The sequence below is a fragment of the Pseudomonas sp. St386 genome (genome assembly GCF_018325865.1).
Classification (GTDB): Bacteria; Pseudomonadota; Gammaproteobacteria; order Pseudomonadales; family Pseudomonadaceae; genus Aquipseudomonas; species Aquipseudomonas brassicacearum.
In genome coordinates this window covers 522,029-537,718 of record NZ_AP021900.1, presented here as the reverse complement: position 1 = coordinate 537,718, position 15,690 = coordinate 522,029, and the positions used below count along the sequence as shown (strand labels likewise).

At 62.0% G+C, this 15,690-nt stretch carries 9 protein-coding genes; 1 reads left to right on the top strand and 8 read right to left on the bottom strand.

What is annotated here, in order from left to right; translation table 11 throughout:
* Window positions 1-197: 197 nt before the first annotated feature.
* Entirely contained in the window at window positions 198-1,088 is an 891-nt protein-coding gene (locus KI235_RS02340) for a LysR family transcriptional regulator (RefSeq protein WP_003196997.1), read from the bottom strand.
* Between the two features lie 221 nt (window positions 1,089-1,309).
* Here KI235_RS02340 and KI235_RS02335 point away from each other — a divergent pair, with 221 nt between their 5' ends.
* Window positions 1,310-2,485: an MFS transporter gene (locus KI235_RS02335; RefSeq protein ID WP_223471194.1), complete on the top strand. Its 1,176-nt coding sequence runs from the start codon at window positions 1,310-1,312 to the stop codon at window positions 2,483-2,485.
* Between the two features lie 158 nt (window positions 2,486-2,643).
* Here the strand turns inward: KI235_RS02335 and hemE are convergent, their stop codons facing one another.
* The 7 genes from hemE to pilQ all read right to left on the bottom strand — a co-directional run bounded on the left by hemE (window position 2,644) and on the right by pilQ (window position 15,682).
* The gene (hemE, locus tag KI235_RS02330) at window positions 2,644-3,711 is read right to left on the bottom strand and encodes a uroporphyrinogen decarboxylase (protein ID WP_003196993.1); all 1,068 of its coding nucleotides are present in this window, start codon (window positions 3,709-3,711) and stop codon (window positions 2,644-2,646) included.
* Window positions 3,712-3,975: 264 nt separating this feature from the next.
* The gene (locus KI235_RS02325) at window positions 3,976-5,394 is read right to left on the bottom strand and encodes an FAD-dependent oxidoreductase (protein WP_003196992.1); all 1,419 of its coding nucleotides are present in this window, start codon (window positions 5,392-5,394) and stop codon (window positions 3,976-3,978) included.
* A gap of 33 nt (window positions 5,395-5,427) precedes the next feature.
* Window positions 5,428-9,876, bottom strand: a complete 4,449-nt coding sequence (gene gltB / locus KI235_RS02320; RefSeq protein WP_027911941.1) for a glutamate synthase large subunit — start codon at window positions 9,874-9,876, stop codon at window positions 5,428-5,430.
* A 350-nt stretch (window positions 9,877-10,226) separates the two neighbouring features.
* The gene (locus KI235_RS02315) at window positions 10,227-11,813 is read right to left on the bottom strand and encodes an AAA family ATPase (protein WP_212795470.1); all 1,587 of its coding nucleotides are present in this window, start codon (window positions 11,811-11,813) and stop codon (window positions 10,227-10,229) included.
* A gap of 9 nt (window positions 11,814-11,822) precedes the next feature.
* Window positions 11,823-12,923: a 3-dehydroquinate synthase gene (gene aroB, locus KI235_RS02310; protein WP_003196985.1), complete on the bottom strand. Its 1,101-nt coding sequence runs from the start codon at window positions 12,921-12,923 to the stop codon at window positions 11,823-11,825.
* A gap of 148 nt (window positions 12,924-13,071) precedes the next feature.
* The gene (gene aroK / locus KI235_RS02305) at window positions 13,072-13,590 is read right to left on the bottom strand and encodes a shikimate kinase AroK (RefSeq protein WP_003196983.1); all 519 of its coding nucleotides are present in this window, start codon (window positions 13,588-13,590) and stop codon (window positions 13,072-13,074) included.
* Window positions 13,591-13,594: 4 nt separating this feature from the next.
* On the bottom strand, window positions 13,595-15,682 hold the full coding sequence (gene pilQ / locus KI235_RS02300) for a type IV pilus secretin PilQ (protein ID WP_212795469.1): 2,088 nt from the start codon (window positions 15,680-15,682) through the stop codon (window positions 13,595-13,597).
* Window positions 15,683-15,690: the final 8 nt, after the last annotated feature.

The following is a 15,690-nucleotide window of genomic DNA, read 5'->3' as shown; positions in this document are numbered from 1 at the left end:
GCACGTCCAACATCTTTGGTGGCTGATGCACCGCTAACGCGAGCAAGCTCGCTCCCACAGGAGATTTGCGGTGATTGAAGGTTCTGCGACCACCGACGATCAAGGGTGGGAGCGAGCTTGCTCGCGATGGCGTCGGCACATCCAATATCTGCATCGCGATCAAGCTCGCTCCCACAGGCGTTTTTCCGCTTGACCCGCTACTCGGTATTACCTGTCAACAACGCCACAAACGCCTTCGCCATCGGCGAACGCTGGTCCTTGCGCTGGACCAGCCACACCGCCGACACCGCTGCCGGATCGAGTAGCGGTCGATACACCACCCCATCGATACGCATGCGCTGGTAAGACGCCGGCAATACCGAGACACCCAGCCCCGCCGCCACCAAGCCGATGATGGTCATGGCTTCGCCGGCTTCCTGGGCGAAGTGCGGGCTGAAGCCGGCGTCGCGGGCCAGGTTCAGGAGCTGGGCATAGAGGCCGCTGCCGTAGCTGCGGGGGAAGAACACGAACGGCTCCTGGGCCAAGGCCGAGAGGAACAGGCCGTCTTCATTGCCCTGGGCCAGGGGATGCTTGGCACTGAGCACGGCTACCAGCGGTTCGCGGCTGAGTTCGATTTCCACCAAGGAGTCGGGCAACGGCAAGGGTCGCATGATGCCCACCTCGATCTCTTCATCCACCAGTGCGTCGGCCACTTGGGTACTGCTCATTTCCCGCAGGTTCAGGTGCACCGCCGGGAAGCGTTGCCGGAATGAAAAAATCGCCTGGGGGATGGTGGAGTTGAAAGGCGCCGAGGAGGTGAAGCCGATTTTCAGCTCGCCCAACTCCCCCAGTTGGGCGCGGCGGGCGACGTCAGCGGCTTTATCGACCTGGACCAATACCCGTCGCGCTTCTTCAAGGAACAACCGCCCGGCCTCGCTCAATTCGACCCGACGATTGGTACGCTCGAACAACCGTGCGCCAATCTCCTGCTCCAGCGCCTGGATCTGCTGGCTCAAGGGCGGCTGGGAGATGCCCAGGGCCAGCGCGGCACGGCCGAAATGCAGTTCTTCGGCAACGGCGATGAAGTAACGCAGGTGTCGCAATTCCATGGGCAATCCAATAGGTCGTATAACGTCTTAAACAGGTCGAACAATATATTGGATAGAATCATTAGCCGGCTATATGCTTTTTTCATTGCCTGCCAGAACGTGCCCTTGCGAGGTCCACCGTGAAAACTGCTGTCGCTCCACTGACCCATGAAATCCCGCCGCGTGTGCAGGATGATGTCGTCGCCGAACTCAAGGACATCTATATCGAGAAGGGCACGCCGATGTTCATGCGCACGGTGCTGGCGCTGTTCAGCGGTGGCTTTGCGACCTTTGCCCTGCTGTATTGCGTGCAACCGATGATGCCGCTGTTGTCCAAGGAATTTTCCATCAACGCGGCGCAGAGCAGCCTGATCCTGTCGGTGGCGACCGGCCTGCTCGCCATCGGCCTGTTGATCACCGGCCCGATTTCCGACCGCATCGGGCGCAAGCCGGTGATGGTCGCGGCGCTGTTCGCCGCCTCGGCGTGTACGATTGCCAGCGCCATGATGCCGACCTGGCAGGGTGTATTGCTGCTACGTGCCTTGGTGGGGCTGTCGTTGAGCGGGTTGGCAGCGGTCGCGATGACGTATTTGAGCGAAGAAATCCATCCCAAGCACATCGGCCTGGCGATGGGGTTGTACATCGCCGGCAACGCCATCGGCGGCATGTGCGGACGCCTGATCACCGGGGTCTTGATCGACTTTGTCAGCTGGCACACCGCGATGCTGGTGATTGGCGGCCTGGCGCTGATCGCGGCAGCGGTGTTCTGGAGAATCCTGCCTGAGTCACGCAACTTCCGTCCTCGTTCGCTGCACCCGCGCAGCCTGCTGGACGGCTTCACCATGCACTTTCGCGACGCCGGCTTGCCGCTGCTGTTTCTTGAAGCTTTCGTATTGATGGGCGCGTTCGTGACGCTGTTCAACTACATCGGCTACCGCCTGCTGGCCGAGCCTTATCACTTGGACCAGGCCTTTGTCGGGTTGCTGTCGGTGGTGTACCTGTCGGGCATCTACAGCTCGGCAAAAGTCGGTGCACTGGCGGACAGGCTCGGCCGACGCAAAATGCTCTGGGCGACCATTGCACTGATGCTGGCCGGCCTCACGCTGACCATGGCCACCCCGCTGTGGCTGGTAGTGCTGGGCATGCTGGTGTTCACCTTCGGTTTCTTCGGCGCCCACTCGGTCGCCAGCAGTTGGATCGGCCGCCGCGCCCTCAAGGCCAAGGGCCAGGCTTCGTCACTTTATCTGTTCAGCTATTACGCCGGATCCAGCGTTGCGGGTACGGCGGGCGGCGTGGCCTGGCACCTGGGTGGGTGGAACGGTGTCGGCTTGTTCATCGGTGGCTTGCTGGTGGTCGCATTGTGGGTGGCGGTGAAGCTGGCGAAATTACCGTTGCTGCCGGGAAATGTGCAGGTTTAAGCCATCACGACTTCACGACCCAACCAGGGACAGCGTGGACCCTTTGTGGCGAGGGAGCTTGCTCCCGCTGGGTGGCGCAGGCGCCGGAAACATCAACGACCGGGCAATAAAAAGCCTGTCCGACACGAGGCCGGACAGGCTGGGTGACAGGGTTGCAATCAGACGTGATATTGCGCCGACAACTCATGCACCGCCCGCAGGAAGGCACCGGCGTGTTCGGGGTCGACTTCCGGGGTAATGCCATGGCCTAGGTTGAACACGTGGCCGCTGCCGCTGCCGTAGCTGGCCAGGATACGCCCGACTTCAGCACGAATGGCGTCAGGCTTGGCGTAGAGCACGGTCGGGTCCATGTTGCCTTGCAGAGCGACCTTGTGACCGACGCGCTCGCGAGCGTTGCCAATGTCGCAGGTCCAATCCAGGCCCAGAGCGTCGGCGCCGGCATCGGCGATGCTTTCCAGCCACAGGCCGCCGTTCTTGGTGAACAGGATCACCGGGACTTTGCGCCCCTCGTGCTCGCGGATCAGGCCGCTGACAATCTTGCGCATGTAGGCCAGGGAGAACTCCTGGTACGCCGCCGCCGACAGGTTGCCGCCCCAGGTATCGAAGATCTGTACCGCTTGCGCACCGGCCAGGATCTGGCCGTTGAGGTAGGACGTGACCGACTGGGCCAGTTTGTCCAGCAACAGGTGCATGGCCTGCGGGTTGTCGTAGAGCATCGCCTTGGTCTTGCGGAAGTCCTTCGACGAGCCGCCTTCGACCATGTAGGTGGCCAGGGTCCATGGGCTGCCGGAGAAGCCGATCAGTGGCACGCGACCGTTGAGTTCACGGCGAATGGTGCTGACTGCGTCCATGACGTAGCCCAGGTCTTTCTGCGGATCTGGGATCGGCAGGGCCTCGATGTCGGCCAGGGTGCTGATGACTTTCTTGAAGCGCGGACCTTCGCCGGTCTCGAAGTACAGGCCTTGGCCCATGGCATCGGGAATAGTCAGGATGTCGGAGAACAGGATGGCCGCGTCCAGCTGCGGATACCGATCCAGCGGCTGCATCGTCACTTCGCAGGCGAACTGGGGGTTCATGCACAGGCTCATGAAGTCACCGGCCTTGGCGCGGCTGGCGCGGTACTCCGGCAGGTAGCGACCAGCCTGGCGCATCATCCACACCGGGGTGACGTCTACGGGTTGCTTGAGCAGGGCGCGAAGGAAACGGTCGTTCTTCAGGGCAGTCATGTCGGCATCCGGAAAAAAAGTGCGGGCATTTTCTCAGAGCGCGAGGCAAAAGGCACGGCAAGAGCCGTGCCTTTTATCTATCGGGGCAATTTGTCGCGGTGCAATGAAGTTCAGCAGCACCACAAAACAACTGTGGGAGCTTTTTTTGTGGGAGCAAGGCTTGCCCGCGATGAAGACACCGCGGTCTCTTGAGTACCGAGGCGCCTGGATCGCGAGCAAGCTTTGCTCCCACAAAGCTCGCCCACAGGGTTTGGTGTCGCTTGATCAGACTTGCAGGTAATCCAGGATCCCTTCCGCCGCATTGCGGCCTTCGAAGATCGCCGTCACCACCAGGTCGGAACCCCGGACCATGTCGCCACCGGCGAAGATCTTCGGGTTGCTGGTCTGGTGCTTGTACTGGCCCTGCTCTGGGGCCACGACGCGGCCCTGGCTATCGGTCTGGATGCTGAACTGCTCGAACCACGGCGCCGGGCTTGGGCGGAAGCCGAAGGCGATGACCACGGCGTCGGCCGGGATGATCTCTTCGGAACCGGGAATCGGCTCGGGGCTGCGGCGGCCACGGGCGTCCGGTTCGCCGAGACGGGTCTCGACCACCTTCACCCCTTCGACCTTGTCTTCACCGACAATGGCGATCGGTTGGCGGTTGTAGAGGAACTTCACGCCTTCTTCCTTGGCGTTCTTCACCTCTTTACGCGAACCGGGCATGTTGGCTTCGTCACGACGGTAGGCACAGGTCACCGACTTGGCGCCCTGGCGAATCGAGGTGCGGTTGCAGTCCATCGCCGTGTCGCCACCGCCGAGTACCACGACCTTCTTGCCTTTCATGTCGACGAAATCTTCCGGCGACTTTTCAAAGCCCAGGTTGCGGTTGACGTTGGCGATCAGGAAGTCGAGTGCGTCGTAGACGCCTGGCAGGTCCTCACCGGCAAAGCCGCCCTTCATGTAGGTGTAGGTGCCCATGCCCATGAATACCGCATCGTATTCTTCGAGCAGTTGCTCCATGGTCACGTCCTTGCCCACCTCGGTGTTCAGGCGGAACTCGATGCCCATGCCGGTGAAGACTTCGCGACGATTGCTCAGCACAGTCTTTTCCAGCTTGAACTCGGGAATGCCAAAGGTCAGCAGACCGCCGATTTCCGGGTTCTTGTCGAACACCACCGGGGTCACGCCACCACGCACCAGCACATCGGCACAGCCCAGGCCCGCCGGGCCGGCACCGATGATCGCCACGCGCTTGCCGGTCGGCTTGACCTTGGACATGTCCGGACGCCAGCCCATGGCAAACGCGGTGTCGGTGATGTACTTCTCCACCGAACCGATGGTCACCGCGCCAAAACCGTCGTTGAGGGTGCACGCACCTTCGCACAGACGATCCTGCGGGCACACCCGGCCGCAGACTTCCGGCAGGGTGTTGGTCTGGTGGGACAGCTCGGCGGCCTGGAGGATGTTGCCCTCGGCCACCAGTTTCAGCCAGTTGGGAATGAAGTTGTGCACCGGGCACTTCCACTCGCAATACGGGTTACCGCAGCCCAGGCAGCGGTGGGCCTGGTCGGCCGACTGCTGGGGTTTGAAAGGTTCGTAGATTTCCACGAACTCTTTCTTGCGTTGACGCAACAGTTTCTTCTTCGGATCCTTGCGCCCGACATCGATGAACTGGAAGTCGTTATTCAGACGTTCAGCCATTGTTAAAACCTCATCAAACTCTTCAGGCGCATATCACTGCGGGTTGGCACGAGTGCTGGAAAGCAACGATTTCAGGTTGGCAGCCTTGGGCTTGACCAGCCAGAAACGGCGCAAGTAGTCATCGAGGTTCTCGGCGAGTTCACGACCCCACTCGCTGTCGGTTTCCGCGACGTACTCGTTCAGCACGTTTTGCAGGTGGCTGCGATAGGCTTCCATCGCCTCGCCGCTGATCCGCTGGATTTCCACCAGTTCGTGGTTGACCCGGTCAACGAAGGTGTTGTCCTGGTCGAGCACGTAGGCGAAACCGCCGGTCATGCCAGAGCCGAAGTTATAACCGGTCTTGCCCAGCACGCAGACAAAACCACCGGTCATGTACTCGCAGCAGTGATCGCCGGTGCCTTCCACCACAGTGTGGGCCCCGGAGTTACGCACGGCAAAACGCTCGCCTGCGGTGCCGGCGGCGAACAGCTTGCCGCCCGTGGCGCCGTAGAGGCAGGTGTTGCCGATGATGGCACTGTCCTGGGTCTTGTAGACGCTGCCCTTGGGCGGAACGATGACCAGCTTGCCACCGGTCATACCCTTGCCCACGTAGTCGTTGGCATCGCCTTCCAGGTACATGTTCAGGCCACCGGCGTTCCAGACGCCGAAGCTCTGGCCTGCGGTGCCTTTGAAGCGGAAGGTGACCGGCGCCTTGGCCATGCCCTGGTTGCCGTGCTTGCGCGCGATTTCGCCGGAGATCCGTGCGCCGATGGAACGGTCGCAGTTGCAGATGTCCAGGTCGAACTCGGCACCGCTCAGGTCGTTGATCGCCGCAGCGGCCATGTCGACCATCTTCTCGGCCAGCTCCCCCTTGTCGAACGGCGGGTTGCGGTCGACCTGGCAGAACTGTGGCTTGTCTGCCGGAATGAGATCGCTGCCCAACAACGGGGTCAGGTCCAGGTGTTGCTGCTTGGCGGTCTGGCCTTCGATCACTTCCAGCAGATCGGTACGGCCGATCAGCTCTTCAAGCGAGCGCACGCCCAGCTTCGCCAACCACTCACGGGTCTCTTCGGCCACGTAGGTGAAGAAGTTCACCACCATGTCGACGGTACCGATGTAGTGGTCCTTGCGCAGCTTGTCGTTCTGGGTCGCCACGCCGGTGGCGCAGTTGTTCAGGTGGCAGATGCGCAGGTATTTGCAGCCCAGGGCGATCATCGGCGCGGTACCGAAGCCGAAGCTCTCGGCGCCGAGGATGGCGGCCTTGATCACGTCCAGGCCGGTTTTCAGGCCACCGTCGGTCTGCACCCGGACCTTGCCGCGCAAATCGTTGCCGCGCAGGGTCTGGTGGGTTTCAGCCAGGCCCAGTTCCCACGGCGCGCCAGCGTACTTGATCGAGGTCAGCGGCGATGCGCCGGTGCCGCCGTCGTAGCCGGAGATGGTGATCAGGTCGGCATAGGCCTTGGCCACGCCGGCCGCGATGGTGCCAACGCCCGCTTCCGCCACCAGTTTCACCGAGACCAGCGCCTTCGGGTTCACCTGCTTGAGGTCGAAGATCAGTTGCGACAAGTCTTCGATCGAGTAGATGTCGTGGTGCGGCGGTGGCGAGATCAGGGTCACGCCAGGTACCGCGTAGCGCAGCTTGGCGATCAGGCCGTTGACCTTGCCGCCGGGCAACTGGCCGCCTTCGCCGGGCTTGGCGCCCTGGGCAACCTTGATCTGCAGCACTTCAGCGTTGACCAGGTATTCCGGCGTCACACCGAAGCGGCCGGTTGCCACCTGCTTGATTTTCGAACTCTTGATGGTGCCGTAGCGCGCCGGGTCTTCGCCGCCTTCACCGGAGTTGGAACGCGCACCGAGGCGGTTCATGGCTTCGGCCAGGGCTTCGTGGGCTTCCGGGGACAAGGCGCCCAGGGAAATACCGGCCGAATCGAAGCGCTTGAGCACCGATTCCAGCGGCTCTATTTCACTGATGTCCAGCGGCGTGTCGAGGGTCTTGACCTTGAGCAGGTCGCGAATCATCGACACCGGACGGTTGTCCACCAGCGAGGTGTATTCCTTGAACTTGCTGTAGTCGCCCTGCTGCACGGCGGCTTGCAAGGTGCTGACCACGTCCGGGTTATAGGCGTGGTACTCGCCACCATGGACGAACTTCAACAGGCCGCCTTGCTGGATCGGCTTGCGCGGGCTCCAGGCTTCGGCCGCCAGGGCTTTCTGTTCGGCTTCGATGTCGACGAAACGCGCACCTTTGATGCGGCTCGGCACGCCACGGAAGCTCAGCTCGCAGACTTCTTCCGACAGGCCGATGGCCTCGAACAGTTGCGCGCCACGGTACGAGGCGATGGTCGAGATACCCATCTTCGACAGGATCTTGAGCAGGCCCTTGGTGATGCCCTTGCGGTAGTTCTTGAACACCTCGTAGAGGTCGCCCAGCACTTCACCGGTACGGATCAGGTCGCCCAGCACTTCATAGGCCAGGAACGGATACACCGCCGAGGCACCGAAACCGATCAGCACCGCGAAGTGATGCGGATCGCGGGCGGTGGCGGTTTCCACCAGGATGTTGGAGTCGCAGCGCAGGCCTTTTTCGGTCAGGCGATGGTGCACCGCGCCGGTGGCCAGCGAGGCATGGATCGGCAACTTGCCCGGCGCGATGTGACGGTCGCTCAGCACGATCTGGGTACGACCGGCGCGCGCGGCTTCTTCAGCCTGATCGGCAACGTTGCGGATCGCCGCTTCCAGGCCGACGCTTTCGTCATAGTTCAGGTCGATGACCTGGCGCGCAAAACCCGGGCGGTCGAGGTTGGTCAACGAGCGCCACTTGGCCGGGGAAATGACCGGCGAGCTGAGGATCACCCGCGAGGCGTGTTCCGGCGACTCCTGGAAAATGTTGCGCTCGGCACCGAGGCAGATTTCCAGGGACATCACGATCGCTTCGCGCAGTGGGTCGATCGGTGGGTTGGTCACCTGGGCGAACTGCTGGCGGAAATAGTCGTACGGCGTACGCACGCGCTGCGACAGCACGGCCATCGGCGTGTCATCACCCATGGAGCCGACCGCTTCGTAACCCTGCTCGCCGAGCGGACGCAGCACCTGGTCACGCTCTTCGAACGTCACCTGGTACATCTTCATGTACTGCTTGAGCTGGTCGACGTCGTAGAAAGCCGAGCCGTGGTCGTTGTCTTCCATGGTCGCCTGGATGCGCAGGGCATTCTTGCGCAGCCATTGTTTGTACGGATGACGGGACTTGAGGCGGTTGTCGATGGCGTCGGTGTCGAGGATCTGGCCGGTCTCGGTGTCCACGGCAAAGATCTGGCCCGGGCCTACGCGGCCCTTGGCGATGACGTCTTCAGGCTGATAGTTCCAGACGCCGATTTCCGACGCCAGGGTGATGAACCCGTTGGTGGTGGTGACCCAACGCGCCGGACGCAGGCCGTTACGGTCCAGCAGGCACACGGCGTAGCGACCGTCGGTCATGACGATACCGGCCGGGCCATCCCACGGTTCCATGTGCATGGAGTTGTATTCGTAGAACGCGCGCAGGTCCGGGTCCATGGTCTCGACGTTCTGCCATGCTGGCGGCACGAGCATGCGCACGCCACGGAACAGGTCGATACCACCGGTCACCATCAGTTCCAGCATGTTGTCCATGCTCGAGGAGTCCGAGCCCACGCGGTTGACCAGCGGGCCGAGTTCTTCAAGGTCGGGCATCAGGTCGTTGGCGAACTTGGTGCGACGGGCCACGGCCCAGTTGCGGTTGCCGGTGATGGTGTTGATCTCGCCGTTGTGGGCGAGGAAGCGGAATGGCTGGGCCAGCGGCCATTTCGGCAGGGTGTTGGTGGAGAAGCGCTGGTGGAACACGCAGATCGCGGTTTTCAGGCGCTCGTCGCTCAGGTCCGGATAGAAGGCGGTGAGGTCCGCCGGCATCATCAGGCCTTTGTAGATAATGGTCTTGTGGGAAAAGCTGCAGATGTAGTGATCGGTGTCGGCGGCATTGGCCACGGACGAACGACGACGGGAACTGAACAGCTTGATCGACATGTCCTGGTCGCTCAGGCCGTCGCCGGCGATGAACACCTGTTCGATCTGCGGCAGGCGCTCGAGCGCCAGACGGCCGAGGACACTGGTGTCGATCGGCACTTTGCGCCAGCCTACCAGTTGCAGGCCGGCGGCCAGGATCTCGCGATTCATGTTCTCGCGAGCCGCTTGGGCCTTCACCGGATCCTGGTTGAAGAACACCATGCCCACGGCGTACTGCTTGGGCAGGGTCACGCCAAACGTTTCCTGGGCAATGGCACGCAGGAACTCGTCGGGTTTTTGAATCAGCAAGCCACAACCGTCGCCGGTCTTGCCGTCGGCGTTGATCCCACCACGGTGGGTCATGCAGGTCAGGGCCTCAATGGCCGTTTGCAAAAGGGTGTGGCTGGGCTCGCCCTGCATATGAGCTATCAGGCCGAAACCGCAGTTATCCTTGAATTCATCTGGTTGGTACAGACCTGCTTTCATAGACACTTTCTCACCAGGCTGCCTCTAATCGAGGCAAATTTCTTTTCAATTCAACCAGTTGCATGCCGCGCCGAACGTACGCCAGCTTTGCGGGGGCAAAAGGGAGGTCATTGTACACACCGACACAGAGGCTCACAAATTTGACGACGAACTGTCGCAAATCCATGTCGCATTTGTGAAAGGTTTAAAGCTATATGCTGTGCTAGTCAAAACTTTTTTGGGTTCGACCGCTACGACTCAAACACTACTGTGACGCAGACACCACAAGGCGCGCGGCCTGAAAGGTCGCCCGCCCCTGCGGAAATTTTGAGGTTGCCGGGAGAGGCGGCCTGGGTAAGGCCGCCGAATCTTCAGCGAGTTGCTGCCAGTTCCTGTTGGACGCTGGCGACAGTGCGAGGCCAAGGTTTACCAGCCTGAACCTTCGCTGGCAAGGCCTTGATGGCGGAAACGGCTGCATCACGGTTGGCAAAGCTGCCATAGGTGATGACATACAGCGGCTTGCCATTGAGGACTTTCTTGAAGTAGCGGTACTCGCCGCCCTGCTCCTTGACGAAGTTCTGTGCCGCGGCTTCGGAACTGGTGCCGAGGATCTGCACTACGTAGTTGCCCGGTGCCTGGCCAGCGTACCAGCTACCGCCCGTGGCCTTGGCCGGAGCAGCAGGCTTGGCTGCGGGTGCTGGCGCCGCCGGCTTGGCAGGCGTTGGAACCGGGGCAGGCTTGGCGGTGGCCACCTGGGTGGGCGCCGGAGTCGGCTTGGCGGCCGGGGCAGGCGTCGGGGCAGGCATCGGGGCAGGACCGGCGGGCACGCCCACAGGCGGTGCGGTGGTGGTCACGGTCGGCGGCACGTCGCTGCTGTCGTCGACCGGTGGCGCTGCGCCGTCGTCGCCTTCGGTGATGCCACCGGCCGCTTCAGCCAGCGGACCGCGCATGACCGGTTGCGACTGGCCGACCAGCGGCAGTGGCATCGGCTGAGTGTTGCCGGCGAATTCCACTGCCGGCGCACCACCGTTGGGTTGCGGCGTCCCCTGGCCGAGAGGCAGTTGCGCCTGTTCGTTGGCAGGGGCACCGGTGGTGGGTGCCTTGGTGCGACCCGGCATCAGCCAGGCGGCGGCAACCGCGACCACGACGACGGCGGAAATTGCCAATACGTGTTTCTTCGGCATGTTGAACCCCATACTTGGACGCTTCACCGCTGAGCGGCTGGCAATCATGACTTCGATCAGAGCATCGCGGGCGACCTGGTTGATGTTGCCAGGCCAACCGTCGGCGCTTTCGTGAATCTCAGAGATCTGATCGGCGGTAAAAAGTTCGATACCCCGGCCCGCACCCTCAAGACGCTGGGCCAGGTATTCACGCGTTTCTTCCTCGGTGTAGGGCGCCAGCTCGATGACGTGGAAGCGCTCTTCCTCAAGATTCAATTGGTCCAGATCAGCGATCAGCGACGACTCGCCGAACAGGAACACATGAGGGCGACCCTCCGGCGCACCGGCCGCCAAGGCCAGCAGGGCCTCGAGGGCCGACTCGTCGAGTTGCTCGGCATCGTCCACCAGCAGATAGACTTCCTGCCCGGTCAGCGCCAGTTGCACGATCTGATCGAGAATTGCACCGACTTCGGCCTGCGCGACGTTCAGCGCCTGGGCCACCTGACGCAATATACCGGCTGCATCGCCGGCGCCACGGGCCGATACCACCACGCTTTGCACGGACTGCTTGTTGGTGCTGGCCACCAGGGCCTGGCGCAGCAAGGTCTTGCCGCTGCCCTGGGGACCGGTGACCACCAGCAGCAACTGGCTGTAGCGCGCCAGGTGATGCAACTGGCCCAGTACCGGTTTGCGCTGAGCAGGGAAGAACTTGAAGCCCGGGACCCGCGGTGCAAAAGGGTCATGACTCAATTGGAAATGGCCGAGGAAAGCCTCGTCGGCATGCAAACTAGTCATCGGATCTTATTAACCTTTAAGCTGAGCCAGGGCGCGGTAGTCCGCTCCCAGCGTGGCCTGTAGAACTTCTTTCGGATAATCGTCGGTCACCACCGCTTCGCCCATGTGGCGCAGCAGCACCAGACGCAGACGACCGTCGATCACTTTTTTGTCGATTGCCATGTGTTCAAGAAAATCCGCCTCGCTCATTTCCTCGGGCGGAACCACCGGCAACCCGGCGCGCTGGAACAGACGAATACCGCGATCACGCTCCTGTTCGCTGATCCAGCCCAGGCGCGCAGACATCTCCAGGGCCATGACCGTACCGGCCGCAACCGCTTCACCGTGCAGCCAGACACCATAGCCCATGTGGGTTTCGATGGCATGGCCGAAGGTGTGCCCCAAGTTGAGGGTGGCGCGCACCCCCGACTCACGCTCATCGGCCCCCACCACGGCAGCCTTGGCGGCGCAGGAGCGTTCGATGGCGTAGGTCAGGGCCACTTGATCCAGTGCCCGCAGGCGGTCGACGTTCTCCTCGAGCCAGCCCAGGAACGGCTCGTCGCAGATCAGCCCGTACTTGATGACTTCCGCCAGCCCCGCAGACAGTTCGCGGGCCGGCAAGGTATTGAGGGTGGCGGTGTCGATCAGCACCACGTTGGGCTGATAGAAAGCACCGACCATGTTCTTGCCCAGCGGATGGTTGATCCCGGTCTTGCCGCCCACCGACGAGTCGACCTGCGACAGCAGCGTGGTGGGGATCTGGATGAAATCGACGCCGCGCTGATAGCAGGCGGCTGCAAAACCGGCCATGTCGCCGATCACACCGCCACCCAAGGCAACCACCGTGGTGCGGCGATCGTGGCGCGCAGTCAGCAGGCCATCGAAAATAAGTTGCAGGGTTTCCCAGTTCTTGAAGGCTTCGCCGTCGGGCAATACCACGGAAATGACCGAGAAGGCCGACAGGCTGCGGGTCAGACGTTCCAGATACAGGGGCGCGACGGTTTCATTGGAAATGATCGCCACTTGCCGCCCGGCGATATGCGGCGCCAGCAGTTCGGGCTGGTCCAGCAAGCCTTCGCCAATATGAATCGGGTAGCTGCGCTCGCCCAGGTCGACCTTAAGTGTCTGCATGTGTCCCCACAGTGAAGATGGAATCAGGCGTCCTGCCTGCAATTAACGAAAGTCCACGGTGCTTGTTCTGACGCCAGTTAATGGCCATCCGCCACGCCCCAGGCGGGCCATGACGGGACGTCGAGGATAGCGCATTTCGCCAGGCGCATTAACGGGGAGGCAGTTGCTGAAGGCGATCGAGAATGTCCAGCACCACCATCCGCGGCGGCCGCTCGTCGGTTTCCACCACCAGGTCGGCGATCTCCCGATACAGCGGATCACGCAGCTCCAGGAGGTCGCGCAGGGTCTTGGCCGGGTCGGCGGTGCGCAACAACGGGCGGTTGCGATCCCGAGCGGTGCGACCCACCTGCTGCTCGACAGAAGCATGCAGATAGACCACTCGTCCGCCGGCATGCAGCGCCCGACGATTGGCTTCGCGCATCACCGCGCCGCCACCGGTGGCGAGCACCACGCCATCGAACGCGCACAGCTCGGCGATCATCGCCTGCTCACGGTCACGAAAGCCCGGTTCGCCTTCCTTGTCGAAAATCCATGGGATATTGGCACCCGTGCGCAATTCAATTTCCTTGTCGGAATCTTTGAACGGCAGGCGCAGCTCTTTGGCCAGCAAACGGCCGATGGTGCTTTTTCCAGCGCCCATCGGCCCAACAAGAATCAAATTTCGCACAGAATCAACGACTCACAGCAATCGCCTGGTTATTCATGATACGCGGAGTGAGGAACACCAGCAGCTCGGATTTGCTATCCGAAACCACATCACGCCGGAAAAGGCGGCCAAGATACGGCACATCGCCAAGAAATGGCACCTTATCTACAACCTTGCTCTGAGTATTTGAGAAAACCCCGCCAATCACAATGGTCTCGCCATCATTGACCAGGACCTTGGCATTGACCTCGTTTTTCTTGATCGGCGGTACATCATTCACCTTGTTCAGGTAGTCCGGCTCATCCTTGGTGACCTTGACCTCCATGATGATCCGGTTGTCTGGAGTGATCTGCGGGGTCACCTCCAGCGACAGCGAAGCCTCCTTGAACGACACCGACGTAGCGCCGCTGGAACTGGCTTCCTGATAAGGAATTTCCGTGCCCTTGAGGATCTTTGCCGTCTCCTTGTCGGACGTCACCACCTTGGGCTGGGAGACGATCTCCCCGTTGCCGGTTTTCTCCATGGCCGTCAGCTCAAGGTCCAGCAATACGTTGTCGGTGATGAAGGCAATGCCGATGCCCGAGGTATTGCCCGAGGCGCCCAGGTCGACGAACGGCTGGTTGGTGCTGGTGCTACCCGGCGTGCCAACGGTGGTGGAATCGCCCGTGGTAACCCCCGAGGAGCTCCAGTTGCCCTTGTTTTGAACCGAACCGCCCCAGCGCACACCCAGGCTTTTGTCGTAGTCGACGTTGGCTTCGACAATCCGCGCCTCGATCATCACCTGGCGCACCGGAATATCCAGTTGCGCCACGATCCGGCGCAGTTCGTCGAGACGGTCCTGGGTCTGGTAGGCAATGATGTTGTTGGTCCGCTCATCGACCGTGATCGTGCCGCGCTCATCGGCTTTGGCCTCGGCACTGGTCACCGACTGGAACAGCTTGGCGATGTCCGTCGCCTTCGCATAGTTGACCTGCAACAGCTCACGCCGCAGCGGCGCCAGGTCGGCAATCTGCTTCTGCGACTCCAGTTCCTGGCGCTCACGAGCGGCAATTTCATCGGCCGGAGCCACCAACAGCACGTTGCCGACCTTGCGCTTGTCCAACCCCTTGGTCTTGAGCACCAGGTCGAGCGCCTGGTCCCAGGGCACATTCTGCAACCGCAGGGTGATGCCACCCTGCACCGTGTCGCTGGCCACGAGGTTCAGGTTGGTAAAATCGGCAATCAGTTGCAGGACCGAACGCACCTCGATGTCCTGGAAGTTGAGCGAGAGCTTCTCGCCACTGTAGGCCGCGCGGTCGGCGTTGCGTTTTTGCAGGTCGTCGACGGTCATGGGCCGGACGCTGACGGTGAGCTTGTTGTCGGTCTGGTAGGTCGAGTAGTCGAAGGTGCCGCTGGGTTCGATGCTGATGGTCGCCCGGTCGCTGCCGGCGCTGGCATTGACGAATTGCACCGGGGTGGCGAAGTCCTTGACGTCCAGGCGCACCCGCAGCGGCTCGGGCAACTGGGTCCTGGCGAAATTGAGGATGATCTTGCCTTCGCGCTCCTGGATGTCCGGGGCAATGGACGGATCAGACAGGTCGATCACCACGTTGCCTTCGCCCTGGGTCCCGCGCTGGAAGTCCACCCCACGGATCGCCTTGCCCACCGGCGCACTGGCCCTCGCAGGCGCAGCGCTGGCAACCGCCGGGCGCGGGGCCTGGGCGGAGCTCTTCGGGGCAGTGCTCTTCGGGGCGGCGCCCTTGCCAACCACCACGAACAGGTTGTTACCTTCGATCCGGGTGTCATACGGCGCCAGCTGGGTAAGGCCGATGATCAACCGAGTACGATCCCCAGCCTCGACCACAGTGGCGCTGCGTGCATTGCCCCCGCCCAGGTCGCGGCGCTTGCTGGAAAGTTGATTGGTCACGCCCGGCAGGTCCAGCGCAATCCGCGCCGGTTGTTCGGTGGTGTAGCCCCGGGGTGACGGCGGCGGCCCGTCGAAGGAGAGCTTCAACTCGACACGGTCCCCCGGCAACGCCGCCACATCCAACGTCTTCAGGCTGGCCCCGAGAACCATCGGCGACAACAGCGCTATCCATAGCGAAATACCGAGGGCTGAAAAAAACCTGTTCATTGTTCGAG

Bases quoted from the DNA above. Each gene is read 5' to 3' on its own strand.
- KI235_RS02315 (WP_212795470.1), bottom strand. From the start codon at position 11,813: ATGACTAGTTTGCATGCCGACGAGGCTTTCCTCGGCCATTTCCAATTG.
- KI235_RS02335 (WP_223471194.1), top strand. From the start codon at position 1,310: ATGTTCATGCGCACGGTGCTGGCGCTGTTCAGCGGTGGCTTTGCGACC.
- KI235_RS02340 (WP_003196997.1), bottom strand. From the start codon at position 1,088: ATGGAATTGCGACACCTGCGTTACTTCATCGCCGTTGCCGAAGAACTG.
- gltB (WP_027911941.1), bottom strand. From the start codon at position 9,876: ATGAAAGCAGGTCTGTACCAACCAGATGAATTCAAGGATAACTGCGGT.
- pilQ (WP_212795469.1), bottom strand. From the start codon at position 15,682: ATGAACAGGTTTTTTTCAGCCCTCGGTATTTCGCTATGGATAGCGCTG.
- hemE (WP_003196993.1), bottom strand. From the start codon at position 3,711: ATGACTGCCCTGAAGAACGACCGTTTCCTTCGCGCCCTGCTCAAGCAA.
- KI235_RS02325 (WP_003196992.1), bottom strand. From the start codon at position 5,394: ATGGCTGAACGTCTGAATAACGACTTCCAGTTCATCGATGTCGGGCGC.
- aroB (WP_003196985.1), bottom strand. From the start codon at position 12,923: ATGCAGACACTTAAGGTCGACCTGGGCGAGCGCAGCTACCCGATTCAT.